Source organism: Fructilactobacillus sp. X3R2C1 (assembly GCF_059901235.1).
On the sequence record NZ_JBWXVA010000001.1, the window covers coordinates 349353 to 375591 of the forward strand.

A 26239-nucleotide genomic window follows, 5' to 3' on the forward strand; every position below is an offset into this window, starting at 1 on the left:
TAAGATATAACTAACTAATAATAAGTAGGGAGTAATTAAATTGAAAACAAGTCCAATAACTAAAATGCTTGGAATTAAGTATCCAATCATTCAGGCGTCACTCAACTGGCTAACTGACGCTAAGTTTGTCGCCGCGGTCTCAAATGCTGGTGGTCTGGGAACGTTCGGACCCAATGCCGGTAAGACCAGTCCCGATCAGGATGCCACGGAAACGCTGAAAAAACAGATTAAAGAAGCCAAACAGCTCACCGACAATCCCTTTGCCGTCAACATGATTGTCGGAAGTGAAGATGAGTTTGATTACCCAGATAAGACCTTTAGAGCTGCTTTTGACGCTGGGGTTAACATCTTCATCATTTCTGGTGTCATCAATTCAAAACTTTTTAAAGAAATCAAGGATTCAGGGAGTACCTTAATCTTTCGCGAACTTAATCCGTCCGTTAAGGGCGCTCAAAGAGCCGAAGAATTAGGCGTCGACATCTTGATTGCCACTGGTTACGATGAAGGTGGGATCATTCCAACGACCGGCCTTGGGACGTTTACCACCATTCCACGCATTGTGGATGCCGTCTCCATTCCTGTCGTTGGCGCTGGTGGTATCACGGACGTTCGTGGCGTGCGCGCTGCCTTTGCACTGGGTGCTCAGGGAGTCTACGTTGGAACTCGGTTCATTGTGACTGACGAAAACCGGACTTCAGACGCTGCCAAACAAAAAATCATCGACTCGACGGTTGATGACGTAGTACTAGTCTCTTCTAACCAACGTTCAATCAAGAATCCACTAGCTGATAAGTGGGCCAAGGAGTTTCAAAATGGCGTCAAAGACACCTACGAACAAACCCGCAAGGCCGGTGGCGTTCGTCCTGCCATGCTTGACGGCAAACTTGATGACGGTGTCATTTCAATTGACGTTGGTATCAACAACATTCACGACGTCAAGAGTGTTCAAGCAGTAGTGGATGAAATGATGCAGGATTTTCAAAAATAAATCTTAATAAAAAGCTTCAAGTGGCGTGTCTATCAGCCATTTGAAGCTTTTTTATTCTGCTTTGCTAATTCTTAATGTGATAAGATGTTTCCTATGTGATAAATTACATAAATTCTTACAAAGGAACGTTCAATTTGAAAATCATTAAGAAAATTCTCAACATCTTTAATACCCGCATCGGGTTCTTCTTGTTACTAGTGGCTCTGTTCTGGTTCAAGACCGTCTACGCTTACTACCACGTCTTTTACCTCATCCCAGCGAGTCGCATGCAGCACATCATTTTACTGATAAATCCGATGGCTGCGATTATCATCACGCTAAGTCTGGCGTTGTATTTCAAGCCCGCGAAGCTCTTTTATCCCTTTATCATCTTCATTGACTTCTTAAACACCGTTTTACTGTACATAAACATCGTCTACTTCCGGGGATTTCTGGGCTTTATGACTGCGGACACGATGACGACCGGTCATTCCAACTTAAACGGTGGATTAATTACCAGTGCGACCGCCCTTATCAACAAATGGGACGCCTTATACTGGATTGATTTAATCGTGATTATCCTGTTACTGGTATTTCGTGTTATTAAAATCGACAAAAAGCCTTTGAAGCTTAAGTTTAGCTTACTAACCACCCTGGTTGGCGTTCTCTTTTTGTTTCTCAACCTTTTTCTTACTCACATCGATAATCCCAACCTGTTCGCTCAGTCAAGTACGCAAAGCAAGCAGAATGACATCGTGAAATACATCGGAATTGACAACTACACCGTCTACGACTGGACCAAGTCCATTCAGACCAACATTGCGCGCTCGACCGCCAAGAAGTCCGATTTAAATGACATTTTAGGCTTTACGAGAAAACACTACGCTGCCCCTAATCCAGAAATGTACGGGAAAGCGCGCGGAAAAAACGTGATCGTCATTCACCTTGAAAGTTTCCAGCAATTCTTGATCGACAAAAAGGTCAATGGCAAGGAAGTGACGCCTTTCCTGAATAAAATCTACCATAGTCAGTCAACTGACTCGTTTGATAACTTCTACCACCAAGTGGGACAGGGACGAACGGCCGATGCCGAAAACATGCTTGAAACCAGCACATACGGTTTGCCGGAGGGCTCCTTGTTCTCTCAATATGGAAACGACAATACCTTTCAGGCGGCTCCCGCCATTTTGAAGCAACAGCAAAACTACACGTCCGCCGTTTTCCACGGTAACGACGCTAATTTCTACAACCGTAACAACACTTACAAACGGCTCGGCTTCCAGTACTTCTTCAGTTCCAAAGATTACAACATGAAGGGCGATCGGACCGAAGGCATGGGCTTAAAGGACAAGTATCTGTTTCAAGATTCCAACAAGTACTTAGAGAACCTTCAACAGCCCTTTTACGTCAAGTACTTGACGGTCACTAATCATTTGCCATACGTTCTGGACCAAAAAGACCAAAAGCAGATGCACTTTAAGACCACCAACACTGACAATCCGGAGGTCAATAACTACTTTGTCACCGCCCACTACCTCGACCAGTCCGTCAAAGAATTTTATGACTACCTGCATCAGACGGGTCTCGACAAAAACTCAATGATCATCATCTACGGTGACCACTATGGCTTAATGGACCAGGATGAACGTAGTCTGGCACCGCTTTTAGGCGTCAAACCAAACGATTGGAACACTTTTGACCACAGCCAAATCCAAAAAGTTCCGTTTATGATCAACATGCCAGGAACCACCGGTGGGAAAATCCACCACACGTACGGCGGTGAGATCGACGTGTTACCAACGGTTCTCCATCTTCTCGGAATTAATTCCAAACCATACGTTCAGTTTGGAACCGACCTCTTCTCCAAGCAACACGACCAGGTGGTGGCGTTTAGAAACCGTGACTGGGTCTCACCCAAGTACACCTCCACGAACGGCACGGTTTATGATAATCAGACCAAACGTCAGCTTCATCCAGATCAGAAGCAGCAAAACCAAATCAATCAGAATCAGCACCAGGTCAACCACGAACTGGAACTGTCGGACAAGTTAAACAAGGATAACCTGTTGCGTTTCTATCATCCCAAGGGCTTTAAGCCAGTTAATCCAAAAGATTACCACTATAATCATGAATTGAACCGGGAAAAACAACTTGAGAAGCAGTTGGGCCAAAAGTCAACAAGTCTAGCTTCCCTAGACAAATAACAATAGCACTTAACTCACATGAGTTAGGTGCTATTTTAGTCTTTTATTTATTTAATACCTGTGAAATGGCCGTTGCCATCCGTTTAATTCCTTCATCGATCTCATCGTCATTCATGTTGGAAAAGTTTAAACGGAAGGTCCCTGGTTTTACCTTACCCGCGTAAAAGGAGGACCCAGGAACAAACACCACGTTGTTTTTTAAACAAGTCTGATACAGTTCCTCCGTGTTCACTCCGGGAACTTCAACCCAGATGAACATCCCACCTTCAGGATGACTGTGGCGCACGTTCTTTGGGAAGTACTTATCAATGCGGTCCATCATCAGATTAGCCCGATGCTCGTAGGTATCGGTAATCTTCTTGATGTGGTCGTTAATATCCACGTCATCTAAGTACTGGGACACGATGTACTGGGTTAAGTTATCCGTATGTAAATCGGCATTTTGTTTAAACAAGATGAACTTGTCCATAAAGTTTAATGGTGCATCGATCCACCCCAACCGGAGTCCTGGTGCTAAAATCTTGGAAAAAGAGCTCAGATAGATTACCCCACCGTCGTGGTCAAAGTGTTTGAGTGGTGGTAAGTACTTTCCTGCGTAACGAATGGCACCGTATGGGTCGTCTTCTAGGATTGGAATCCCAGCCTCTTTACCAATCTGAACTAACTTCTTCCGCCGCTCTTCCGTCATGGTCCGTCCGGTTGGATTCTGGAAATTGGGAATCGTGTAGATAAACTTGGCCTGCGGGTATTTTTTGATTAACCGTTCTAAGGCATCTGTCTCCATCCCGTCCTCGTCCATGGGAATGCCAACGATTTTGGCACCATAGGACTTAAAAACGTCGATGGCTGAGAGGTAGGTTGGATCCTCGGTCAAAACCACGTCACCAGGATTAATCAACATCCTGGAAACAATGTCAATGGCCTGTTCCGAACCCGTCACGATCCCAACGTTAGCAACCGTTGTGTCAACGTGACGTTCTTTCATAATGGCCACAATCTGCTGTCTTAGTTTTTCGTAACCAAGCGACTGCGAGTACTGCAGAACCGTTTGCCCATACTGTTCAAAAACCTGGTTTGCGGCCTTTTGGATCTCTGAAACCGGGAATAACTCCGGAGCTGGCATTCCACCACCTAATGAAATCACCTTGGGATCGGAAGCCGCCTTAAAAAGATCTGAAGTTACCGTACTAACATGAGCTGGCACACCGCTTGCGTATCTAAATTCCATTTTAATCGCCTCACCGTACTAAACATTTGGTAGTTATTATTTAAAAGTTCACTGTAATTAAAGCATTACACTATTAGTATAGTACATTCAGCTTAAATGCGTCGCTATCACGTATCTAAATGACCTAATGCGTGCGGTGTCTCAAACCTTAGATTCGTTGGGATTTTTCACCCAATCATTTTCGTCATGGCCTACGCCGTTAATGAGAATTCCATTGGTAATGACCCGTTCCAGCCGAAATCCAGCACGTTTTGCAACAGCATTACTCCGCTTATTATCAACGGCCACTTTAACATGGATCTGATTCAACTGATAATCACGAAAACCTAAGCCAATCATGAAGTTAAGCGCCCGGTAAACGATCCCCTTCTCGGTAAATTGATTGCCCAGCCAGTAACCAATCTCCGTGCTTTTTTGGTCATGATCAAACGAATTAAAACTGATCATCCCAGCAATTTGATCCTGATAAATAATTAATAAGTTAACTGACTTTCCTAACCGATAATGGGTTAAAGTTTGGTGTAAAAATTGCTGCTCATGTGCAACTGATTGCATCGCATCCGCCCATGGCAACCACTTTGAAAGGGTTGTACGTGAGTCTTTTACTAACTGATAGACCAATTTTGCGTCTTCTGGCTGGTCAGGAAGGCGTAACTCAATCTCACTGTCAACACGTTCCGTCCTCATTTCATCACTTCCCTACTTTCCGGCCTTTGAAATTGAGCCGTTTAAATCGTCGTATTCATTCTGACTCAGTTGGCCGGTCTGCCTGGCGACTCGCAAGCAGTCCACTTCTTTTCCGTGGTCAACGTTTGTGAGGTAATTACTTTCACCACGAATCGTATGGTCGTATTTGGCAGCCGTCAGCTTTCGTTTTAAAATGGACTGCGTAAAATCGTAGACACGATCGTATCTGATGTGATGATAATCAAATTGGCACTGATTAATCTGAAACTTCAAGGCGCCATCTGGAACGCCGCTTACAAACGTCATCTTTTCAATCATGGCTTGAGAATAGCGACTGTCTGAGAAAGTACCAGCCACGTTTCTAAAAATCATCAATTCGTTCCCGGTGGTGACCAGAACGGTCGTCTCGGAATCTTCCTGATTAACCAGTAAGCCTCTGACCCGTTTTCTTGCCAAATGGTCCATTAAATATTGGTCAAACTCTGGGCCAATCACCGCTTTTAATCCATGAAACTGATTTAAACCAATCCGCATTTGCGTGTCCCTTCTATCCATACTTTTCTGTCACGCCTTTAACCATAAGGAGATCGTCATGAAAATCGAAGAACAACTCTTTACTAATCTAAAACCCGACGTTTCTAAACTAATTCGTTTTGGCTTTAGGAAACAAAACAACGTCCTAACGTACACCACTCACCTCCCACAAACCAACTTTTCGGTCACCATTACCGTTAAGCAAAATGGCGAGGTCAGTGGCAAAGTAATCGACGATGATTATCACGCCGAATACACTAACTTTCGGGTTGACAACCCAGAGGGCGGCTTCGCCAGCACCATCAAGCAGAGATACACTGCCATCTTAAAAAACATTGCACACCAATGTTTTGACTACGCCCCAGTTAAAACGGGAAAGAAGTGGCTCATCCCTGCCAATCCGAAATACTTTGACTTAGAAAAAGACTTCGCCCAAAACGGCACCATCATGTGGAAACAAACCACTCACATTCACGTTGGTGACCTAGTTTACATCTATGTGACGGCACCAATTTCAGCCATCACGTATAAATGTGTAGCCATCGAGGTGAATCAGCCGCACTACTACCACGATAAAAACATCACCATGCACTACGTTATGTTACTTCATTTACTTAGCAGATTTAATCCCAATGAATTTAACGTGGCCGTCCTAAAAAAGCACGGTGTCAAAGCCGTCAGAAGTCCGCGCCACGTTCCTCAATCTTTAAGTCGGATTCTCAAATAACCGCAACATTAATACTGAATATTTTGGTCTGCGACAATTGACTGGTAATTCATCTTTTCAAGCCATTTTGGTAAACTCAGGTTCTCCATGATGTTCATGTCAACGTCTGGAGTCAAAATCGAACCGCCAGGAACCGCATCAACTGGAATCGAAAAGTAGGGTCCAACGGTAATCGCGTTACCAATCTCACCCGGTTTCATCATGACGTGGGCAAAGCCAATCCACGAACTGGCAAACGAAGTGCCCGCATCTTGACCACACTGGGCAATCGAGCGCGCGATGGCTTCTCTTCTTCTGGCCAAGAATTCGCCGAGGTCGTCCTCGTTGGGCGTGTTCCAGGTTCCAGCATCCTCAATGAACATGGAGGAATTATGAACGGGATCCTTCGCAATTGAAATGGCAATGGCGGACCAAACGCCGTAACTTTCACCCGGTTTTAGCGGGCGGTCTTCAATTGGTCGTTCGGCAGTGACGCCCTTGTTAGCACAAATAATGAAACTCCCCGGAGCTGGATAGTGCCGACGATTGTCAGCCGTTCCAAAGAATTCTACCAGCGAATCCTGCAGTGGTTTCCCATCGTAAATTGGTAGTTTCGAACCATCCCACTGGGTCACCTTAAACAACGGTTGTGCCCGATCGACTTCTGGATTTCTCAGGAGATCATATCCCAGAATGTGGCCCTGAACGCCCGTAAAGCTGGACGCCGTCATCATGTTAATCTGGCCAATGTAGGCGTTCTTACACTCGGCTCGGTCGTAAGACACGATTCCATCCAAGACGCCATCGTCCGTCTTTTCGCGGGTCCCAGCGTCAACTTTTAGGCCAGTAACATAGCCTGTTCCGAGGTTCCCTGGCTCCATGTAACCCCGCGAATATTTTTGATAGGGACTAATCGCAATACGATCAACCCCCTCTTGATTTAAAATTTTGTCAATTTTAGCCATTTTTTGCCTCCTATAAGCGGAAAATTTATTTTGCTTTTGAGACTACGTTCATAATCGCCTAACTCAAAATTACTTGCAAGGAACATCACTTATTAATGCCCAAATGACGGTACTAAAACGATTTTATCTCCCTTTCTTATCAATCAATAAATATTTTATTAAAATTTCCTCATAAAAAGAGTGACACAATGTCAGCATTAGCGTTAAAATAATGTTAAGATTTACACAATAATAGGTGTGTATTGAAAGGAGATCCTAATAATGAAAAAAGTCTTAATACTAGGCGGTGGATTCGCTGGATTAAGGGCTTGCAAGCTTTTAGCTAAGAGTAAGACCAATCTAGACATTACCTTGGTTAATAAAAATGCTTATCATTATGACTCGACCGGCCTCTACAAGGTCGCATCAGGAGATGAAGCACCAGAACGACTCATGTTTAGAATTACCGACATGATCAATCCTAAGATTCATTTCATAGAGGATGAAGTTATTAAAGTAAATGGTAAAGATAACACGGTCCAAACGAAAAACAACGGAGATTTAAGTTACGACTACCTGTTCAATGCGCTTGGATTTGAACCCGAAACGTTTGGCACCCCGGGTGCAGACGAGTTTGGGCTTCAGATCAGTGACATTGATAACTCAGTCGCTGACTACAAGAAGATTCAAACCACCTTGGATGCCTACGATGAGTTTAAGGATGCTAAGCTCTTAAACCTTGTGGTTGTCGGTGGTGGTTTTACTGGCATCGAACTTTTAGGGGATCTCGTGCACATGGTGCCAAAATGGGCCAAAAAGTATGGTTTCAAAAAAGAAGAGTTCAAAATTACCTGTATCGCTCCGGGCTTTTTGCCAATGTTTAACAAAAAACTCGGTGACTACGCGCAACACTTCCTTGAAAAGAAGGGCGTTAAGTTCATCATGGGTGACACGGTGTCAAAGATTACGGCAGATGGTGCTTACTATGGTAAAGATAACAAGTTTATCCCATCTCACTTAGTCTTCTGGACTGCTGGAGTAAAGGGATCTGACGTTATTCCCGATTCACAGTATCCAAACGAGAAACGAAACCGGGTCGCCGTTAACACGAACATGAGCTTAGACGACTTTCCTAACCAGTACATCATTGGCGACGTCTCAGCCGTTAAAGATGACAAGTCCGGTCGGATGTTTCCAACGACTGGTCAGATTTCCATCTACGAAGCGGACGTTGCCGTTAATGATTTCTTAAACAAACTAAATGGTAAACCCGCCATTAAGTTCGACTACAAATCAATGGGAACCGTTTGTTCACTTGGCCCATACAGTGGAATTGCCGAAATTTACATGTTCGGCATGACCTTTAAGTTAAAGGGATGGATTGTCCCAATCTTTAAGAACATGATCTTCAAAAAGAACGGACTTGAACTCGGAAACATTCGGACCATGTTAGAAAGTTAAATTGATTTAAGGAGGAACTATTCACAATGCTTAATTTAGGTTTAAGTGTTTTGCCGCTAGCGCGGATTCAGTTCGCTGAAACCACGATTTTCCATTTCTTCTTCGTCCCAATGTCAATTGGATTGGCATTGATCGTTGCAATCATGGAAACCTTCTATGCGGTGACCAAAAAACCAGTCTATAAGACGATGACAAGATTCTGGAGTAAGATTTTCTTACTTAGTTTCGCGGTCGGAGTTGTAACTGGTTTGATTCAAGAATTCCAGTTCGGGATGAACTGGTCTGATTACTCAAGATTTATGGGTGACATCTTCGGGGCGCCGTTAGCCATTGAAGCTCTGTTGGCCTTCTTCTTGGAATCAACGTTTATCGGAGTTTGGATGTTCACCTGGGACAAATTAAAACCTGCTTGGCACGCCCTGATGATTTGGTTGGTCTTCTTTGGTTCAGCCATTTCAGCACTTTGGATTCTATCAGCCAACAGTTTCATGCAACATCCAGTTGGTTACCGGATTGACCCTAAAACCGGTCACGCTTTAATGACTAGTTTTAGTGCCATCCTTACTAACCAACAACTCTGGTACGAATTTCCCCACGTGATTTTCGGAGCTTGTGTTACCGGTGGTTTCATCGTCGCTGGTGCATCGGCTTGGATGATCTTTAGAAAGAAGTGGCCCGACTTCTTCAGAAAATCAATGCGAATTGGTTTAGTCGTTGGTTTGATTGCTGTCTGCGGTAGCTTCCTTAGTGGAGACCAACAGATGCTTTACTTAAGCCATCAACAACCAATGAAATTCGCCGCTGCTGAAGGTGAATTTGAAAACGTTAAAAGTCCAGCTGCTTGGACGGCCGTTGAATTCGCTCATACTAACGAACACCGTGCTAGTTTCAAGATTGAGATTCCATACATGATGGACATCTTGACCTACCACAAGCTAAGTGGATCGGTTACTGGTATGAATGAAACTAATGCAAAATTACACAAGAAGTGGAATAGTCAGTTTGGCAAAGATATGAACTACTACCCACCAGTAAACACCTTGTTCTACTCATTTAGAATCATGGTATTTGGTGCAATGACACTAGCTTTCTTAGCCATCTGTGGACTGTGGTTCTCAAGGAAAAAGAAGAATACGATTGGGAAGCAGTGGTGGTTGACGCTACTGCTGACGGTTGGAACATTTGGACCGTTCATTATTAACACCTGTGGTTGGCTGGTTACCGAAAGAGGTCGTGACCCATGGGTTGTCTACGGATTACTGCCAATTGCCAAAGCGGTTTCGCCAAGTACGACGGCGGCTTCCGTGCTCTTTACCATTATTATTTACTTCTTCTTATTTGCCACTTTGGGTGTCTTCATGTTTATTTACGCACGAAAATCACTTTACAAGGGGCCTGAAGGTGTCGGCGATCACGAGAGCTACGATACCGAAGATCCATTTTCAAAGGAGGCTTTTGAGAAATGAGTTTATTACAACTTTTATGGTATTTCTTAATCGGATTACTGTTCGCACTGTTCTTAATTCTCGATGGAGCTGATTTTGGGGCCGGAATGTCAACAAGACTGCTGGCTAGTAATTACGACGAAGCAGCTTTGGTACTTCGAACGATTGGACCCCACTGGAGTGGAAACGAAGTCTTCTTGGTTGCCGCTGGTGGTTCAATGTTTGCGGCCATGCCAATGTGGTACGCCTCGTTGTTCTCCGGATTCTATCTCCTGCTGTTCTTTATCCTGGTGGCTCTAATTTTTCGGGGAGTCTCGTTTGAATTCTCCGAAAACGCAGAGACCAAAAAGGGCCGAAACCGATGGATGTGGGCCAACTTCTTCGGAAGTGTCTTCATCCCCTTCCTGTTCGGAATGCTTTTTACCGACATGATTCAAAGTTTGCCAATGGACGGTCAGGGTAACATCTACGTCACCTTCTTCGACGTTGTTAACCCACTTTCAATCCTTGGTGGAATCACGGTAACTGCCTTATGTCTCTACCAAGGCCTTCACTACATTTCCTTGCACACGGCGGGCTTAATTCGATACCACGCCTCAGCAATGGCATCCAACCTGTACTGGTTGGCTTACCCAGTGGAAATCCTAGTTGTGATTGCCTTATATTTCCAAACCAACTTTTTCGAGACACATTTGGTCTCAACTGTAGTAGTATTAGCATTAATCGTTGCTACAACTATTTGGGGTCAAATTGCTAGTGGCTCTGGTCATGAAGTACAAGCTTATCTTGCAAGTACCAGTACCCTCGCCTTACTAGTAATCCTGATCTTTATTGGTTTATTCCCTAACGTATTGGGTGCCAATGATCCAGTTCACACGATTTCAATCGCAAATGCTTCTTCATCACCATATACGTTAGTTGTAATGACCATCGTGGCATGTATCCTCCTACCGCTCATCGCGATCTACTTTACCTGGAGTTACGTCTCACAATGGCATCGCATTTCGCTTAAAGATATGGAAGATGCCAATTCTGGATATTAAAAATTAAGGATTGATAAAACATGTTTGATAAACAACTTCTATCAATTCCTGGGGTCAAAAAATTAATTGCCAAGCTAAGTATTCTAGCAGTCGTTCAATCGGTCGCTATCATTCTAGAAGCCCTTTTTCTCTCACAGGCAATGGTGCTTACTTGGGAACAAAAAAAGATAGCAGCGTTAACCATACCTGTGCTATCTTTTTTTGTTGCTTTCGCATTAAGATACCTGATCACAAGAATTGAAAATCAAATTACCGATAAATTTGCCAGTCAGGCTAGTAGTCAGTTAAAAGAACAACTCCTACAAAAAGAATTCGAACTAGGACCCGCCATGGTCTCAAACATCGGATCCGGTCACATGGTAACGCTCGCCCTTGAGGGAATTGACAAGGTCGAAAACTACCTTAACCTCATCCTGCAGAAGACCATTAACCTGGCAATCATTCCATGGATCATCCTTGTGTACTGTTTCTTCGTTAACTGGCTCTCAGCGGTCGTGATGTTGCTGGTCTTCCCGGTGATCATCTTGTTCATGATTATTCTAGGACTCGCCGCTCAGGCTAAATCTGACCGACAGTACTCCGGCTTTAAAGAGATGTCCAATAACTTCATCGACAGCATGCGGGGACTTAAGACCCTCAAACTCTTTGGCCTCAGTAAATCCTACGGAGATAACATCTATCGGGTTAGTGAAAATTACCGAAAGAGCACGATGAGCGTGTTAAGAGTCGCTTTACTATCGACGTTTGCCCTCGACTTCTTTACGACCATGTCAATTGCCATCGTGGCCGTCTTATTAGGTGTGAAATTAATTAATGGAACGGTGACATTGCTTCCGGCCCTGATCATCCTAATTCTCTGCCCGGACTACTTCCTACCGGTCAGAGATTACGGAAATGACTACCATGCCACTTTGGACGGCAAAAATGCCCTGATTGACATTAACAAGATTCTGGATTTACCAAGTCCAACCAGCAAAATTAAACTAACCAACTTTCACAACTGGACTAAGGACAGTACCTTAAAGGTCAGTGACTTAAACTTCAGTTACGACCAAAAGGAGGACAATATCGCTGATGCCAATTTCAATCTGAACGGATTCGTTAACATCGGAATCGTGGGTCGATCTGGTTCAGGGAAGTCCACGCTTTTAAACCTCCTTGGAGGCTGGCTGTCTCCAACCAACGAAAACGGTCATCTCCCATTCAACGTTGACGGTCAAGCAGTTGACAGTCTCGCTCAATCGGAATGGCAGAAGCACATCAGTTACATCCCCCAGGATCCATACATCTTTGCCGGAAGCATTGCCCAAAACGTCGCCTTTTATAAACCCGATGCTAAAGCTTACGCCATTGACTCGGCCATCGAAAAAGCGGGACTATCCAAGTTTGTTGCCAGTCTCCCAGATAAGGCGAACACCAAGATTGGTGAAGGTGGCAGAGGAATTAGTGGCGGTCAGGCCCAACGGATTGCCCTGGCTCGAACCTTGCTTGATACCGAGCGAACCATTCTCCTGTTAGATGAACCAACCGCCCATTTGGACATTGAAACTGAATATCAACTAAAACAAACCATGGTTCCGATCTTCAAAAACCACCTCGTCATCTTTGCGACCCACAGACTTCATTGGATGAACGAAATGGACTACATTCTGGTCATGGAAGACGGCAAAATCGTTGAACAAGGAACTCAAACTGAATTATCCAACCAAAACGGAGCCTACAAGCAATTGATTAGTGAGATTCGAGGTGGAAACAATGCGTAAACTACTTAAAAACGATACGTGGATTAAACCATACCTGACCAAGTACAAGGTCCTGTTATTCTGGGTTTTCTTTCTCGGAGTCTTGACCTTTGGGTGTGGGATTGGATTGATGTTCGTTGCCGGCTACTTAATTAGTCGTTCGGCCACTCATCCCTACAACATCCTGATCGTTTACGTCCCGGTCATCTTAACGCGGGCCTTCGGAATTGGCCGACCGGTCTTTAAGTACTTAGAGCGACTAAACAGTCATAACTGGGTCTTAAAGGTAACGTCCGCCCTTCGAAAACGGCTCTACACTACCCTAGAATCATCCGCCCTTTTTTTGAGTGAGAAATTTCAGACCGGTGATTTACTAGGCGTCCTAGCCGACGACATTGACCACCTTGAAAACCTGTACCTGAGAACCATATTTCCAACCCTTGTGGCCTACATCACGGGTATCATCATCATTGTGGCCTTAGGCATCATTAGTTGGCCCTACGCCATCTTCATGTTCGTTGCGTTTACCATCATTTTGTTCTTTGTCCCACTTGCCTCTGAGGCCATGCGGGGGGCTTCTAAGGAATACCAGAAGTCGCTTCTCCACCAGTCTTATGAAAATCTGACGGATTCAACCCTTGGAATCGCGGACTGGATGATTTCCGGTCGAGAAAAGGGCTTTCTTAATCATGTCAGAAAAAACGACCCGAAGATTGCCAAGTCTAACGATCAGACCCACTTATTTGAGTGGAATCGTGAATTTCTCATTAAAGTGGTCTTCGCAATCGTCATCATTGGGACCCTGCTTTGGTCTAACCTGTACTTCAAGGGGTCACAGGAACTCGTTAACTACGCGGCCGCCTTTGTCATGGGAATCTTCCCGCTGATGGACGCCTTCGTACCGGTCTCTCAAGCCTTAGAAGAGTGGCCAATGTACAGTGATTCGGTGGTCCACTTGAATCAACTTTCAGACGAAGAGAGGAAACCGTACGTCTCAGACGAAAAGTTGCCCGTACCAGCTGACTTTAACTCCATTAAACTCGATCACGTGACTTTTCACTACCAGGACGACGCAAATGACATCATCAAAGACGTCTCGTTTAAGATTGATAAACACCATAAGTTAGCAATCATCGGACCCAGCGGAGTTGGAAAGACGACCCTCTTGCAGCTTTTAACCGGAGCGCTTACGCCAACGACTGGACACGTCTTAATCAACAACATCGACGCCTACAAGTTTGAGTCTGACAGCTATAAATGGTTCAGTGTGCTGGATCAGAGTCCGTTTCTATTTGACACGTCGGTCTTAAACAACGTCCGAATCGGAAACGAAACCGCTACTGACGAAGACGTCAAAAAAGCCATCAAGGCCGTAGGATTGTCTGATTACATTGAATCACTACCAGACGGCTATGAAACGAACGTCAAGGAAAACGGAATCAGATTCTCTGGCGGACAACGGCAACGAATTGCGCTCGCCCGCATCCTCTTGCAGGACAATCCAATTGTCCTACTAGATGAACCCACGGTGGGACTGGACCCGATTACCGAAAATAACCTGATTAACACCATCAGTCGAGTTTTAAAAGACAAAACCATGATTTGGGTTACCCATCACCTTCAGGGCTTAGACGAAATGAATGAGGTCATCTTCCTTGAAAACGGCGTCATCAAGATGGAAGGAAACCCGCAAGCATTGTATAAAAATAACGCCCGTTATCGTAGATTGTACGCAATGGACGTTGGGAAATAATTATTCGGTTATTTAGAATACTGAAACAATTCCGAAATGATGGTTTTAAGGACAGCGGTACTCTCAGATTGTGGTAATTGCGCAATTAGGTCAAAAGCGTCGTCTAAATACTGAGTATAAATCTGACGCGCCGCTTGCATTCCGCCACTGTCACTCACAATTTTAGCAATTTCTTTTAGATCAGCTTTTTTAAGCTGGTCTTTTTTTAGGATTTTTTTTAACTTTGGACCGTCAGCGGTCTTGAAAGTCTCAATGACGGGCAAGGTATACACGCCCTCACTGGCATCGTGCAGGGTGGGCTTTTCGGTTTCAACGTCTGGCTCAAAGTCCAGGAGGTCGTCTCGAATCTGAAACGCCATCCCAAAGTTCAAACCAATCTGCTCAGCAATCTGGACGGTGTTATTGTCAGCCATTGAAAGGATGGCGCCCTCCCCCATTGCCACTTTGAAGAGTTCCGCCGTCTTTCCCTGAATTGAATCAAAGTAGTCCTGTTCACTTCGGTCTAAATCATACTTACTTTCGTCTTGGGCCAACTCGCCAAATAGGACGTCCTTCATGCTTTCAACGTTGTAACGCAAATTATCAAAACTTGGGGCATAGTCCAAAAGCATTTCAAAGTATTTCGTGAACAGGTAATCACCCAGGTAGATGGCTTCGCGCTGGCCAAATTGAGCGTTTAACGTATCTTCTCCCCGTCTTAGGTCCGATTGGTCAATGACGTCATCGTGGACCAAAGAAGCCAAATGAATGACCTCAATTGAAGCGGCGGCCTGGAGGAGTTTCTCTCGCTCAACTGCTTCTGTGCCAAAGTTACCCGCGATTAACAGGAGCGCCGCCCTTAGCATCTTGCCGTTTCCGTTAATTAGTTCTTCGATTCCCCGTTTAAACTCGGCCTCAGGAACCTGAATCTCTTTACTTATGAGTGATTGAACTTGAACCAGTTCAGATTCAATTTCAGGAAATTTATTCCAAATGGTTGTTTTCATGTCTTTTCCTTTTTTATGGTAACCTTACGATATTTTCATGGTACTATAATAACAGCATTATCCTTAATAATAATAACATTAACAATGACTTTCGGAGGCAAAACAATGAAGTGGAAATACTTTTATCAACTAACCGAGATGTACACCACCCCAGTCGACGTCTTAATCCTACTGTTCTGTGCCAGCTTTTCGTACTACTTTTACGGTTCTTTTAACTGGCTATACGCCATCTGGGCCTTCTTCATCGTGTTCTTGATGCACCTGTTTTTAAACCTACATAACAACCTGGAAGACTACGAACACGCAACCGACGTGACCGACTACAAGCACGCCACCAGTATCATTGGTAAGTACCACCTAAGTACCCGGATGATCTGGAAATGGGTCGTAATAATGGGGATAATTGTCGCCGTCCTTGGACTCACGCTCGCATACCTCACTGGTTGGCCGACGCTAATCATCGGCATCATCGGCTTTGGCCTCGGACTAGCCTACTCGGCGGGTCCGAGACCAGTGGACTCCACCCCATTTTGTGAACTCGCAACCGGAATGCTCATCATGTTTTTTGACCCGCTGGTCTACGTCTATCTAGGAAGCATTCATCGCTTTCGCTTCTCCTGGGACAGTGTCGTCGACGTCTTTTTGGTCACCATGTTCCTGTTTGTGCTTGCCTACATCACCCAACTCGCCAACAACACCTGTGACCTAAGAGAAGACATCGGAAATCACCGTTACACCCTGGTGTATTACATCGGACCATCAGACGCAATTAAATTATTTACAATTGTTTTCTGGTTGACAATCTTAATCATACCAATTTTATCCTTCTTTGGATACGTTCCAATCATTTCAAATTTAATTATTTTGGCTTATCCGCTGGCCTGGAAGAAAGTTAAAGTTTTTCAAACCAACCAGAACAAGCAAGAAGTCTATCATCAAATCGTTGGTGGGGTGACAATGTTAATGGGGTTGTATATCATTACTTACATGATCGGAACCATCATCAAAATCTTTCTTTAATTCATTTACACTGGAGGTAAATCATGACCTGGAAGTATTTTTATCAACTAACTGAGATTTACACAACACCGCTGGACGTGACCTGGCTCATACTTGCGGCTAGTTTTTCTTATTATTACTACGGCTCGTTTAACTGGCTGTATGCCATCTGTGCCTTCGTGATTGTCATCGCCCTGCACCTCTTTTTAAACATGCAGAACAACCTCGAAGACTACGAACACGCCACCGACAAGACGGACTACAAGCACAGTACGAGCACCATTGGGAGTAATCATCTGAGTCTCACGATGATTCGGCACTGGTTGTACGGTTTTGCCGCTTTCATTATCATCGCTGGTTTGATCCTCAGTTACTTTACTGGCTGGCCCACGCTGGTAATTGGTGTGATTGGTTTTCTATTGGGACTGGCGTACTCGGCAGGACCAAAGCCTTTAGACGCCACCCCATTCTGTGAGTTAGCGGTCGCCACGTTAATTCCGTTCTTTGTTCCGCTGATTTACATGTACATGGGAAGCATCCACCGATGGAACTTCACCCTTATGAGTGTGCTGGACGCCTTTTTGGTGACACTATTACCGTTTATCCTCTTCTTCATCATTCAACTCGCAAACGACACGTGTGACCTCGAACAAGACATTGGTAATAACCGTCATACACTAGTCGACTACATCGGGAAAAAGAACGCCATTAAGGTGTTTGACTCGGTCTACTGGCTCTCAATCATCGTCATTCCAATTCTTTCTTTGGCAGTCGGCATTGTTCCCTACTTTGCCCTACTGACCATTCTAATTTATCCTTACGTTTGGACCAAAGTCAAAGTGTTTAACTTCAATCAAAACAAGGGAGAAATTTATAACGTCATCGTTAAAAACGTTTCACTGATCGTTATGTTATACATTTTGACGTACATGATTGGCACCATCATCATCTACCTATTTAAATAAACCAAAAGCACTTCTTTAAATAAACTAAAAGCACTTCAGAATTTTCTGAAGTGCTTTTTTAGGTTTAAAACTAGTGATGATTACTAACGTACCACGCTAGTTGATTCAGTAATTTATTTTGGTACTCATCATACAGACTTCTCAAGGGATGCAGATGATCCACCTTGACAATCCACGGCTTATCGAAGTTTGTGTAGTGCACAATGACGGGATGATCCAACGCTTCTACTTGAGAACGCTGACCGTCCGTCGTCTCACTTTTGCGGTACTTGCCCTTAATAAGGTTACTTTGCACGTTGTACTTGGAGGGTAATGCCTGCCAATCACCGTTGAAAATGGCATTTAAGGCGTCCTGATCCTGAAACCGCAACATTTCTGGATGGTCATTTGCAAGTCCGCGTGCTTTTTGAGAAATACCGGAGCTACGCCATTTTTTGGAATCAATTAGTAACAAGCCGGCGTTAAAGTAATGACCAGTTTTCTCACTGACTCCCATCTCACGTAAGCGGTCCAAATAACCAGCATTTTCAACGGCGCCAATTACTTTCCCATTTAAATCAGCGTGATAAAGTTCATCAATGTTTCCCACACAAATCATATCAGCGTCAAGATAGAGAATCTTGGGACGGTCAATTTCTTCTGGAATATCAATGCGGTAGTAAGTATTGCGCTTGATGATGCTGTTTGGGGCGTCCGTGTTGGCCTTCTGGTAGCGGTCCTCGTGGGGCTTTAAAAATTTCACCGTTCGACAGTTTCTAAAAAGCTTCGGGAGGGTAGCAATTAAGTTCTGATTTTTGGGACTTAAATGATCGTTGACGACAAAAAACTCAAAATCCGCGTCCGGATTGTTTAAAAGGATAGAAGTGTAATTAATCGCTAGTGGCAGTGCCATGTTGTTGTCAGTGGTGGACGCAACCGTGAGCGGATGAGCCACTTCAGTTGGTTTTTCCACTAGGCCCAGTCTCCGTTACGAAAGACGGGAACGACCGTCCCATCAGCCTTAACACCGTCGATGTTCATGTCGTCAGAACCCATCATGAAATCAACGTGTTCTTGACTGCTGTTCAATCCGGCCTGGTCTTGTTCTGCGGGACTCATCTCGGTCCCACCAACAACACTGAATGGATAAGCAGCACCCAGGGCCATGTGATCACTGGCATTTTCGTCGTACAGGGTGTTGTAGAAGATAATGCCCGATTGTGAAATTGGACTGGGATCCGGCACCAGTGAAACTTCTCCGAGCGAACGAACTCCCGGATCGGTGGCAAGGAGGTGGTCAAGTGTCTTTTGCCCCTTCTTGGCGGTAGCCTTTACGACCTGTCCGTCCTTAAAAGTGAACTCCATGTCTTCAATTAAAGTGCCAGAATAGCTTAACGGCTTCGTCGAAGTGACGTGACCGTTAATCCGGCGTTTGTCAGGAGCGGTGAAGACCTCTTCGGTCGGCATGTTGGGCATGAACTTAATGCCATCAACACTGGTACTGCCAGCCCCGACCCAGACGTGGTGCTTGGGCAATCCAACCTCCATGTCAGTTCGTGGGGAATGGTACTGCAACGTGTCAAACTGTTCCTCATTTAACCAAGCTGCCTTTTCTTGGAGTTGGTCCTTGTGGTCCTTCCAAGCCTGAATGGGGTCGTCGTTATCAACTCGAGCCGTTTTGAAAATCTCGCGCCACAACTTGTCAACGGCTTCGTCATCCGGTAAGTCAGGAAAAACCTGTTTTGCCCAGGCTGTGTCAGCGGCACCCACGACCGTCCAGGTTAAGTCGTTATTCTGCGTAGCAACCCGGACCGCGTTTGTGGCTTTTCCCATAGCCGCCGTGCTTTTGGCCACTCGTTTGGGATCAATATTGGCAAAAGCAGCAGGGTCCTCAGACAAAACTGAGATTCGAGCAGCATGCTTGTCAACGATGTAGTTGGCCTCATCAACCATGTACTGGGGAATGTTTTCCAACCGTTCGTCACTGGCATGTTCTAAGAACTGCTTAGAAACAAAGGTATCGTCCCACTTAACCATCACATCGGCGGCCCCAGCTTTATAGGCTTCTTTCACAATCATGTGGGCCAAGTCCTGGTGATGATCAGAGATATACAGAACGACCGTCTGGCCCGGTTGGACGTTTACTCCGACCTTGACAATCAATTCCGCATACTTTTTTAAATTACGATCTAATTCTTCCTTCTTCATGTAATCATCCCTTCTTCTCTCGTTGCATCCATTCTATTGATTTTTATTTTCAATTACAATTAATAAGTGTAACGCTTTGCAATCAAAATTTAACTTACGGAATGTAAGTCCGAAGCCACGGCTTTTCAACTTATCTGACTTCACAATTTCTCAAAATGAGACTGGAGCGAGCGCGTGATACCGTGCTAAAATGGATGATATTACTTAACGAAACGGGAGGGATCGACGTGTCAAAAGCTGCCAAACGAGCAATTTTCATCCTGATTATTGCGAACTTTATCATTTGTTTAGGGATGAGTCTGGTAATTCCAGTCGAACCCTTCATTAAAAACGAATATCATTTAACCACCGCTCAGATGGGAACCATGACTTCGCTGTACGCCTTAGCGCAGTTCATCGGATCGCCGTTTGTCGGTCGGATCTCTGACAAGATTGGTCGGGCACCAATTCTGGCTGGGGGTCTAATCCTTTATTCGGTCTCGGAAATGATGTTTGCGGCCTCTAACACGCTGCTGTTATTCGATATTTCCCGACTAATTGGTGGAATTTCAGCCGCCATGGTGGTGCCAACGTCCATGGCAATGGCCGCTGACCTGTCGTCTTCAGAACAACGGGCCAAGGTCATTGGCCTGCTCTCGGCCGCTTTTAGTGGTGGCTTAATCATCGGTCCCGGGATTGGTGGTGCACTTGCCAAGTTTGGGTACAAAACGCCGTTCTGGTTTGCGGGCGTCCTTGGCATCATCGCCGTCATCTTCTTTGTCGTAGGACTTCCCAAGCACATCAAACAGACCAATCAAAAAAATCTCGTCGTGGAAGAAGTCCACATTACCGAAAAGGGCTTGAAATCCATCCTAAACGGGGCCATGATTGCCCTCTTCGCCATGATTTTAATCTCATCATTTGGCCTGCAGGGCTTTGAAAGTATCTACACGATCTACGTGAACCAGGTCTTTCACTTTACCCTTGATAACATTGCTGTCGTCCTAATCATCAATGGGATGATTTCCCTGGTCCTTCAGGTCGTCTTCTTCGACCGCTTGGTCCGAATGCGCGGTGAACTTGGGCTGATTCGTGACTGTTTCATCCTCAGTTCCATCTGTATCGTCTGGATTCTGTTTGCTCACAGCAAAATCGAAGTCATCATTGCCACCCTAGTGGTCTTCTGTGCTTTTGACGTGTTAAGACCTGCCATTACAACACTGCTGACTCGTTTTGGCAAGAATAACCAGGGATTAATCAACGGCTTAAACATGTCACTAACCAGCGTTGGTAACATCATCGGACCCATTTTTTCCGGGGTTCTAATGGACATTAACCCGCACTATCCCTACACGATTGTCGCCATTATTTTGCTGTTTTCGGCGTTCATAACATTTGTAGTTCGTTACGAAATGCGTCACACTAAGGGCGTCAAAAGTGATGAATAGAAACGGAGGAATTGCATATGGCAAAAAAAGTACTAATCTTAGGTGCCGCGGGACAAATTCCTAGCATCGTAATTCAAAAGTTATTAAAGGATACCGACGTTGACATGACCCTACTAGCTCGTAACGCTAAAAGTCGGTTAACTGTCAGTGACCCCAAACGAGAAACTGTCGTTGATGGCGACATCAATGATGATGAAACCTTGACCGACGTGATGAAGGGTCAAGACATCGTCTTTTCGGATGTCCCCCACGCTGAGGCAATGAGTTCCGTTATCAAGGCCATGGACCAGGCAGACGTTAAACGTTTAATCGTAGCTGGTCTCCTCGACGTTGACGATACGGTCGTTGGGCCATTTAAGAAGTGGAACAACGAGATGATTGGCAGTACCTACGCTGATCCCAAGAAAGCCTATAAAGAACTGCTTGACTCCGACATCGACTACACCTACTTGAAGATGACCTGGCTTTATAACGACAAGAACAACGAAAAATATGAAGTTATTCCCGCTGGCAAGCCATTTAAGGGTGCGCAAGTCACCAGGGAAGCCATTGCTAAGTTAATCGTTAGTATCATCGAAGACCCAAGCAAGTACCAACGTGAAGACATTGGTGTGGTTGAACCCGGTACTGAGGATCTTTCCAAGCCTTCATTTTATTAAAAATTAAATTCTAACAGTTGGCACGAAGTCAGCTGTTTTTTATTTTCACCATTTCTCACAAACTACGTTATAATTGACCACGTAATAGCTTTAAATAAAGGGAGCGTTTTATATGTTTAATGAAAAAGAAAAAGGTTTTGATGGATGGGCCTTAATTGCGGGAATTATCTTTGTTGCCGCTGGACTCTTTGTCTTCATCAAACCATTTGCCACACTGCAGGCACTAGCCGTTATTTTAGGAATCGTGGCACTCTGCATTGGCCTGTATCACTTGGTGCTTCATCATCAACTGCAAAAGAACTTTGATGTTTCGGGATATTTGATTATCATTAATGGAATTATCGATATCATCATTGGTCTGATCCTGTTATTCAGCCGATCATTTGGCTTCTACCTCATTGCCATCGCCTTTGCCATCTGGTTCATCGTTGACTCTGGTCTAAGCATCTACTCGGCAACCAAAGCACAACAGAAGTCAGCCAAACGTTACTACTGGTTAATCGTAACGGCCGGTATTATCGGAATCATCATTGGAATTATCCTTTTGTTTACCCCATACCTATCAAACGCCGTTGTTATTATCTTCATCGGGATCTATTTCATCGTTGAAGGAATTAAGTTGTTGGTAATGGCATTTTAGCTAAAAGAGTCAAACCAAAAATGACCTCACGTACTCAAATACGTGAGGTCATTTTACTTTGTCAATTTTATTTAAATTAATGAGTTTCCCAAAAGCAGCATGATAAACACAAGCACTTATTTTAAACAAACTTACTTGTATTATCTAACTAATAAAGATACAATTAATGTAGTTAAATGGTAAAGCGATTTAAGTAAAGAGAGGTATATAATGACACCAGTTGTAAATACTAAAATATCTAAACAAGGTCAAGTTACTATTCCTGCTAGCGTACGAAAAGAATTAGATATAACGGACAGTACAAATATTTGTCTTACAGTTAAAGGTAACTCAATCGTAATTACCAAAAGAGATAATAAATCTGTTTGGAATAACATATTAAATCAAGTCCCCGCCAAAAAAACTAAAACCAATGCTAAAGGCGAGATTGTTATTAATGATAATACTGATGATCAAGCATTAGTCGACTGGGGTCTCAATGGTTGATCAATTTGAAATTTATATTGCACGAGTAACTTTCATTACCCAAAATGGATTTAAAGATAGACCACTTCTAGTGTTGGGAACATTAGACAAAAACAAAATTGGATACTTTCCAATAACTTCTAGATATAAAACAAAGTCAGCTACTATAAAAAAGTCTTATTATCCTATTGTCGAATGGAAAATTGCAGGATTAAAAAAGCAATCATATGTTGATTGTGGAGTTTTAAGATCAATTGATAAAAAAGCAATCATAAATAAATCACCCATAGGAAAACTAACTGCTATAGATGCTAATGGAATAACGGACTTTGTACAAAAATTAAAGAACTTACATTAAACCCAAAAATGGCCTCACGTACTCAAATACGTGAAGCCATTTTCTTTTGTCAATCTTATTTAAATTAATGAATTTCCTAATAGCAGCATGATAAACACGAGCACTAGGTCCAAGTAAACGAAGCTACTTACGACCTGCCACTTGCCCATTGTATGACTTGACCAAATCGAATTAATGATAATAAAGACCAGTTCGATGTAAATTAGCAGGGCAATCAAACTACCGCCGACCATTGTGAAACCACCAATGACGGAATGCGGACCAAGGTGAAGGTGAAACGGTCCAAATTTCAGCCAGAAAACCACGACCGCCGACTGAATGACCAACAGAACGCTCAACACCACGTTAATCCAGAACATGATGCTGTTTTTGATGAGTAATGGTTCTAATTGTCCATGAATCAAGAAGTAGCCGATTCCCGTCAAAATCACCATCACTAACAGGGTAATTCCAATAATTTCAAGATTAGCGCTCAAAAGTTGCTTATGACTCTCGGTCACAATGTTAATCTTGCGTCCCGTCCACGTGATGATGTCGCATCCCAAGATGAACACCATCCAGTAGATTAACATCATCCAAAACTTAGGATACAGACTAATCGGGTGATAAATCATGAAGGCGTAGACGGCAGTGAAGAACAGCACGGCTAACACAAAGTACGGTCGATTCATCACCGAAGCGGCTGCTCCACAAATCAAGGTCGAAGCCGCGAGCCACGACCACTGATAACCCTTCCCCTTTGACTCAAAGAAAGCCATTGGAACCGCCATAAAAATGAAGATTAGACCAATCTCAGCCGACAGGTGAAAAGCTTCATAATAAAGTAAGTCTAGAATGACGAAAGCATACGCCACGAACTCCAGCGATAACGTTTTGAATTGACGCGTCTTGACAAGTTTTTTTAACATGAAATTCCCCTTTATTAGTTCTTCTGGTATCTATTTTACACCCAATTAAACTCAATTTTCTAAATGTTTGTACTATCGTGAGCGTTTGGGTATGATGAAATTGAGCCCAGGAGGTGTATAAAATGGAAGACATTGATATTGATGAACTCAATCCCACCACGATGGTGGAATACTTTGAAAATGAACGGAAAAACAAATTCGACGTTGGTTACATTTTAAAACATAACGACAAGTATGCGCTGATGAGGACCATTGACCTCGAAGGTCGTCTTGATAACTACGAATTAATCGATCTGACGAAAGAAGTTCCGGTTTTTAACACGGGAACTCCATACTTAAAACAGATGATCGAGTATCGGACCCTTGCGACTGAATATGGGCTTAAGGATACACCACAAATTAAAACAATTGAAGACCTTCCTTTTAAAAATCCACTTCAGGAGGTCCTTGATTATCTGTCACGGAGTGAAGTGAATTTTGAAGTCGTCACAATTAACAAGAAGAACCAGAAAAAAGACCGCATCGGCTACATGAAAAATCGAGAACCGTCCAATTTCTCACTGATTTCACGAGCCGTTGACGATCCGTTTGACCCCATTTTAAATGAGGAACACAAGATCAAACTCAAAAAGATCGAGATTGTGTGTTTCAATTCATGGGAGCTCATCTTTTTGACTGATCTAATCAAAAATGATTAGGAGGAGATTTATGTCCAAGTCAACTAAGATTATTATTGCCATCGCTGTTGTACTTGTAATCGTACTACTCGTCTGCATGGCGTTAGTACTGTTAATTCCCGGTCCAATTGGTGAAATTTCAAACGCAGTTTAAGGTTCAAACTAAAAAAGGGTGATCACGCGATTCGATCGTGTGGTCACCTTTTCGTTAATAACAGTATTTAAAATCATTCTAGAACCAAACTAATCCTGCCGCTCCTTAAGCTTCCCCCGAAAATCAGACAACTGATGGTAGCCCTTGTGAAGCATGATATCTGTCAGTTCAGAATCCAAACGTGAAAAGATTTCAGGGCCTTCCTTTAAAAGAGCGGTTCCGACCTCAACCACATCAGCACCACACAAGATTAACTCAAAGGCATCCTTTCCGGTGCTAACGCCACCAGTTCCGATAATCTTGATTTCTGGCTTCAAACGCTTTCTGAAGGCTCGTACGTTTGCCAGTGCCACGGGCTTGACGTATGAACCACCGATGCCGCCAAAACCACCCTTGGGGGAAATGACTGCTGATTCGGTGTCAGTGTCCACAATTAAGCCGTTACCAACACTGTTAATGGTGTTGATGTAGGTCAGTGGGTACTGGTTTAAAATCTTACTTATGGCATCGTATTGTTGTAAGTCAAAATACGGTGGTAACTTGAGGCCCAGTGGCTTGGTGTAAAAACTAAAAATGGCTTCCATGGCCGCATGAACGGCCGCAAAATCGTAACCAATCTGAGGCTTGCCAATCACATTCGGACACGACAAGTTAAGCTCACAGAGACCAGTAAAGCTACTGTCTTGAATTTTTCTTAGAGCCGTGATGTTGTCACCAAGGGAGGTTCCCGAGATTGATAAATCGATTGGCTTATCAATCTGATTCTGTTTAATGTAATCGAGATAGTATGTCAGTCCCTTGTTTGGCAGTCCCATGGAATTGATACTGCCAAATTCTGTTTCGGCATAGCGCGGCTTGGGATTTCCCTCACGTAGTTCTAACGTGGCACTCTTAGTCGTCACCCCACCAGCTTCGGATTTCAGAATTTGATTCATCTCTTCGGCGGTTTCGTCAAAGACTCCGGCGGCATTTAAAAAGGGATGGGCAAACGTCTCCTTACCGATCTGTGCTGCAATTGAAATGTGATCCATTATAAATAACTCCTTCGGTATATAAAAAGTCACAACTCCTAGTGGGCATTCAGAGAAGTTCCCACTAGT

Annotated in this window: 26 protein-coding genes; 17 read left to right on the forward strand and 9 right to left on the reverse strand. The window is 43.9% G+C overall.

Translation table 11 applies throughout. The features are described 5' to 3' along the window. Nucleotides 1–40: 40 nt before the first annotated feature. Together AC6UDB_RS01820 and AC6UDB_RS01825 are read left to right on the forward strand one after the other, a co-directional pair. Nucleotides 41–988: an NAD(P)H-dependent flavin oxidoreductase gene (locus AC6UDB_RS01820; protein ID WP_500709001.1), complete on the forward strand. Its 948-nt coding sequence runs from the start codon at nt 41–43 to the stop codon at nt 986–988. A gap of 134 nt (nt 989–1122) precedes the next feature. Further along, nucleotides 1123–3171: an LTA synthase family protein gene (locus AC6UDB_RS01825; protein WP_500709002.1), complete on the forward strand. Its 2049-nt coding sequence runs from the start codon at nt 1123–1125 to the stop codon at nt 3169–3171. Nucleotides 3172–3214: 43 nt separating this feature from the next. Here the strand turns inward: AC6UDB_RS01825 and AC6UDB_RS01830 are convergent, their stop codons facing one another. The 3 genes from AC6UDB_RS01830 to hdcB form a co-directional block, all read right to left on the reverse strand. Next, the gene (locus AC6UDB_RS01830) at nt 3215–4399 is read right to left on the reverse strand and encodes an aminotransferase-like domain-containing protein (RefSeq protein WP_500693281.1); all 1185 of its coding nucleotides are present in this window, start codon (nt 4397–4399) and stop codon (nt 3215–3217) included. 141 nt (nt 4400–4540) lie between these two features. Further along, nucleotides 4541–5086 carry a GNAT family N-acetyltransferase gene (locus AC6UDB_RS01835; protein ID WP_500709003.1) on the reverse strand — a complete coding sequence of 182 codons (546 nt, stop codon included), beginning with the start codon at nt 5084–5086 and terminating at the stop codon, nt 4541–4543. 12 nt (nt 5087–5098) lie between these two features. Continuing rightward, nucleotides 5099–5620 carry a histidine decarboxylase maturation protein HdcB gene (hdcB, locus tag AC6UDB_RS01840; RefSeq protein WP_500709004.1) on the reverse strand — a complete coding sequence of 174 codons (522 nt, stop codon included), beginning with the start codon at nt 5618–5620 and terminating at the stop codon, nt 5099–5101. 58 nt (nt 5621–5678) lie between these two features. Between hdcB and AC6UDB_RS01845 the strand changes: the two genes are divergently transcribed. Next, a complete protein-coding gene (locus tag AC6UDB_RS01845; RefSeq protein WP_500709005.1) occupies nt 5679–6347 on the forward strand; it encodes an MmcQ protein in 669 nt (222 codons plus the stop codon). An 8-nt stretch (nt 6348–6355) separates the two neighbouring features. Here the strand turns inward: AC6UDB_RS01845 and hdcA are convergent, their stop codons facing one another. Beyond that, entirely contained in the window at nt 6356–7291 is a 936-nt protein-coding gene (gene hdcA / locus AC6UDB_RS01850; protein WP_500709006.1) for a histidine decarboxylase, pyruvoyl type, read from the reverse strand. Nucleotides 7292–7552: 261 nt separating this feature from the next. Between hdcA and AC6UDB_RS01855 the strand changes: the two genes are divergently transcribed. Genes AC6UDB_RS01855 through cydC form a run of 5 tightly spaced genes read left to right on the forward strand, consistent with a single transcriptional unit; the run spans nt 7553 to nt 14714 of the window. Next, a complete protein-coding gene (locus AC6UDB_RS01855) occupies nt 7553–8731 on the forward strand; it encodes an NAD(P)/FAD-dependent oxidoreductase (protein WP_500709007.1) in 1179 nt (392 codons plus the stop codon). A gap of 26 nt (nt 8732–8757) precedes the next feature. Then, nucleotides 8758–10197 (forward strand): cytochrome ubiquinol oxidase subunit I, encoded by a 1440-nt coding sequence (locus AC6UDB_RS01860; RefSeq protein ID WP_500693275.1) that lies wholly within the window; start codon nt 8758–8760, stop codon nt 10195–10197. After that, a complete protein-coding gene (gene cydB, locus AC6UDB_RS01865; RefSeq protein WP_500693274.1) occupies nt 10194–11219 on the forward strand; it encodes a cytochrome d ubiquinol oxidase subunit II in 1026 nt (341 codons plus the stop codon). Before AC6UDB_RS01860 ends, cydB begins: the two co-directional genes overlap by 4 nt. A gap of 20 nt (nt 11220–11239) precedes the next feature. Then, nucleotides 11240–12982, forward strand: a complete 1743-nt coding sequence (gene cydD, locus AC6UDB_RS01870; RefSeq protein ID WP_500709008.1) for a thiol reductant ABC exporter subunit CydD — start codon at nt 11240–11242, stop codon at nt 12980–12982. Continuing rightward, on the forward strand, nt 12975–14714 hold the full coding sequence (gene cydC / locus AC6UDB_RS01875) for a thiol reductant ABC exporter subunit CydC (RefSeq protein WP_500709009.1): 1740 nt from the start codon (nt 12975–12977) through the stop codon (nt 14712–14714). The genes cydD and cydC overlap by 8 nt, the downstream gene beginning before the upstream one ends. 8 nt (nt 14715–14722) lie before the next feature. Here cydC and AC6UDB_RS01880 read toward each other — a convergent pair whose 3' ends face one another. Beyond that, nucleotides 14723–15700 (reverse strand): polyprenyl synthetase family protein, encoded by a 978-nt coding sequence (locus AC6UDB_RS01880; protein ID WP_500693271.1) that lies wholly within the window; start codon nt 15698–15700, stop codon nt 14723–14725. 105 nt (nt 15701–15805) lie between these two features. Here AC6UDB_RS01880 and AC6UDB_RS01885 point away from each other — a divergent pair, with 105 nt between their 5' ends. Further along, the gene (locus AC6UDB_RS01885; protein WP_500709010.1) at nt 15806–16720 is read left to right on the forward strand and encodes a prenyltransferase; all 915 of its coding nucleotides are present in this window, start codon (nt 15806–15808) and stop codon (nt 16718–16720) included. Between the two features lie 23 nt (nt 16721–16743). Beyond that, the gene (locus AC6UDB_RS01890) at nt 16744–17664 is read left to right on the forward strand and encodes a prenyltransferase (RefSeq protein ID WP_500709011.1); all 921 of its coding nucleotides are present in this window, start codon (nt 16744–16746) and stop codon (nt 17662–17664) included. Nucleotides 17665–17734: 70 nt separating this feature from the next. Here the strand turns inward: AC6UDB_RS01890 and AC6UDB_RS01895 are convergent, their stop codons facing one another. Together AC6UDB_RS01895 and AC6UDB_RS01900 are read right to left on the reverse strand one after the other, a co-directional pair. Then, nucleotides 17735–18616 (reverse strand): glycosyltransferase family 8 protein, encoded by an 882-nt coding sequence (locus AC6UDB_RS01895; protein ID WP_500709012.1) that lies wholly within the window; start codon nt 18614–18616, stop codon nt 17735–17737. After that, the gene (locus AC6UDB_RS01900; protein WP_500709013.1) at nt 18616–19851 is read right to left on the reverse strand and encodes an aminopeptidase; all 1236 of its coding nucleotides are present in this window, start codon (nt 19849–19851) and stop codon (nt 18616–18618) included. The genes AC6UDB_RS01895 and AC6UDB_RS01900 overlap by 1 nt, the downstream gene beginning before the upstream one ends. Nucleotides 19852–20078: 227 nt before the next feature. On the opposite strand from AC6UDB_RS01900, the gene AC6UDB_RS01905 reads away from it, so the two are divergent. From AC6UDB_RS01905 to AC6UDB_RS01925, 5 genes are all read left to right on the forward strand, one after another. Further along, nucleotides 20079–21278, forward strand: coding sequence for an MFS transporter (locus AC6UDB_RS01905; protein WP_500709014.1), 1200 nt, complete (start codon nt 20079–20081; stop codon nt 21276–21278). Between the two features lie 17 nt (nt 21279–21295). After that, the gene (locus AC6UDB_RS01910) at nt 21296–21937 is read left to right on the forward strand and encodes an NAD(P)H-binding protein (RefSeq protein ID WP_500709015.1); all 642 of its coding nucleotides are present in this window, start codon (nt 21296–21298) and stop codon (nt 21935–21937) included. Nucleotides 21938–22049: 112 nt separating this feature from the next. Then, nucleotides 22050–22577: a DUF308 domain-containing protein gene (locus AC6UDB_RS01915; protein WP_500695492.1), complete on the forward strand. Its 528-nt coding sequence runs from the start codon at nt 22050–22052 to the stop codon at nt 22575–22577. Between the two features lie 210 nt (nt 22578–22787). Then, nucleotides 22788–23063 (forward strand): AbrB/MazE/SpoVT family DNA-binding domain-containing protein, encoded by a 276-nt coding sequence (locus AC6UDB_RS01920; protein ID WP_500696326.1) that lies wholly within the window; start codon nt 22788–22790, stop codon nt 23061–23063. Continuing rightward, nucleotides 23056–23400 (forward strand): hypothetical protein, encoded by a 345-nt coding sequence (locus tag AC6UDB_RS01925; RefSeq protein ID WP_500696325.1) that lies wholly within the window; start codon nt 23056–23058, stop codon nt 23398–23400. Before AC6UDB_RS01920 ends, AC6UDB_RS01925 begins: the two co-directional genes overlap by 8 nt. A 59-nt stretch (nt 23401–23459) precedes the next feature. Here AC6UDB_RS01925 and AC6UDB_RS01930 read toward each other — a convergent pair whose 3' ends face one another. Continuing rightward, on the reverse strand, nt 23460–24308 hold the full coding sequence (locus AC6UDB_RS01930) for a hypothetical protein (protein ID WP_500709016.1): 849 nt from the start codon (nt 24306–24308) through the stop codon (nt 23460–23462). 122 nt (nt 24309–24430) lie between these two features. Here AC6UDB_RS01930 and AC6UDB_RS01935 point away from each other — a divergent pair, with 122 nt between their 5' ends. Together AC6UDB_RS01935 and AC6UDB_RS01940 are read left to right on the forward strand one after the other, a co-directional pair. Next, nucleotides 24431–25006, forward strand: coding sequence for a hypothetical protein (locus AC6UDB_RS01935; RefSeq protein ID WP_500693257.1), 576 nt, complete (start codon nt 24431–24433; stop codon nt 25004–25006). A 10-nt stretch (nt 25007–25016) separates the two neighbouring features. Continuing rightward, nucleotides 25017–25139, forward strand: a complete 123-nt coding sequence (locus tag AC6UDB_RS01940) for a hypothetical protein (RefSeq protein WP_500693256.1) — start codon at nt 25017–25019, stop codon at nt 25137–25139. A gap of 89 nt (nt 25140–25228) precedes the next feature. On the opposite strand, the gene AC6UDB_RS01945 is transcribed toward AC6UDB_RS01940, so the two are convergent. Next, nucleotides 25229–26170 carry a dihydroorotate oxidase gene (locus tag AC6UDB_RS01945; protein ID WP_500709017.1) on the reverse strand — a complete coding sequence of 314 codons (942 nt, stop codon included), beginning with the start codon at nt 26168–26170 and terminating at the stop codon, nt 25229–25231. Between the last annotated feature and the right edge of the window lie 69 nt (nt 26171–26239).

Excerpts from the sequence above, each read along its gene's own strand:
- AC6UDB_RS01830 (WP_500693281.1), bottom strand. The coding sequence starts at position 4,399 with ATGGAATTTAGATACGCAAGCGGTGTGCCAGCTCATGTTAGTACGGTA.
- AC6UDB_RS01835 (WP_500709003.1), bottom strand. The coding sequence starts at position 5,086 with ATGAGGACGGAACGTGTTGACAGTGAGATTGAGTTACGCCTTCCTGAC.
- hdcB (WP_500709004.1), bottom strand. The coding sequence starts at position 5,620 with ATGCGGATTGGTTTAAATCAGTTTCATGGATTAAAAGCGGTGATTGGC.
- AC6UDB_RS01845 (WP_500709005.1), top strand. The coding sequence starts at position 5,679 with ATGAAAATCGAAGAACAACTCTTTACTAATCTAAAACCCGACGTTTCT.
- hdcA (WP_500709006.1), bottom strand. The coding sequence starts at position 7,291 with ATGGCTAAAATTGACAAAATTTTAAATCAAGAGGGGGTTGATCGTATT.
- AC6UDB_RS01855 (WP_500709007.1), top strand. The coding sequence starts at position 7,553 with ATGAAAAAAGTCTTAATACTAGGCGGTGGATTCGCTGGATTAAGGGCT.
- AC6UDB_RS01860 (WP_500693275.1), top strand. The coding sequence starts at position 8,758 with ATGCTTAATTTAGGTTTAAGTGTTTTGCCGCTAGCGCGGATTCAGTTC.
- cydB (WP_500693274.1), top strand. The coding sequence starts at position 10,194 with ATGAGTTTATTACAACTTTTATGGTATTTCTTAATCGGATTACTGTTC.
- cydD (WP_500709008.1), top strand. The coding sequence starts at position 11,240 with ATGTTTGATAAACAACTTCTATCAATTCCTGGGGTCAAAAAATTAATT.
- cydC (WP_500709009.1), top strand. The coding sequence starts at position 12,975 with ATGCGTAAACTACTTAAAAACGATACGTGGATTAAACCATACCTGACC.
- AC6UDB_RS01880 (WP_500693271.1), bottom strand. The coding sequence starts at position 15,700 with ATGAAAACAACCATTTGGAATAAATTTCCTGAAATTGAATCTGAACTG.
- AC6UDB_RS01885 (WP_500709010.1), top strand. The coding sequence starts at position 15,806 with ATGAAGTGGAAATACTTTTATCAACTAACCGAGATGTACACCACCCCA.
- AC6UDB_RS01890 (WP_500709011.1), top strand. The coding sequence starts at position 16,744 with ATGACCTGGAAGTATTTTTATCAACTAACTGAGATTTACACAACACCG.
- AC6UDB_RS01900 (WP_500709013.1), bottom strand. The coding sequence starts at position 19,851 with ATGAAGAAGGAAGAATTAGATCGTAATTTAAAAAAGTATGCGGAATTG.
- AC6UDB_RS01910 (WP_500709015.1), top strand. The coding sequence starts at position 21,296 with ATGGCAAAAAAAGTACTAATCTTAGGTGCCGCGGGACAAATTCCTAGC.
- AC6UDB_RS01915 (WP_500695492.1), top strand. The coding sequence starts at position 22,050 with ATGTTTAATGAAAAAGAAAAAGGTTTTGATGGATGGGCCTTAATTGCG.
- AC6UDB_RS01920 (WP_500696326.1), top strand. The coding sequence starts at position 22,788 with ATGACACCAGTTGTAAATACTAAAATATCTAAACAAGGTCAAGTTACT.
- AC6UDB_RS01925 (WP_500696325.1), top strand. The coding sequence starts at position 23,056 with ATGGTTGATCAATTTGAAATTTATATTGCACGAGTAACTTTCATTACC.
- AC6UDB_RS01930 (WP_500709016.1), bottom strand. The coding sequence starts at position 24,308 with ATGTTAAAAAAACTTGTCAAGACGCGTCAATTCAAAACGTTATCGCTG.
- AC6UDB_RS01935 (WP_500693257.1), top strand. The coding sequence starts at position 24,431 with ATGGAAGACATTGATATTGATGAACTCAATCCCACCACGATGGTGGAA.
- AC6UDB_RS01940 (WP_500693256.1), top strand. The coding sequence starts at position 25,017 with ATGTCCAAGTCAACTAAGATTATTATTGCCATCGCTGTTGTACTTGTA.
- AC6UDB_RS01945 (WP_500709017.1), bottom strand. The coding sequence starts at position 26,170 with ATGGATCACATTTCAATTGCAGCACAGATCGGTAAGGAGACGTTTGCC.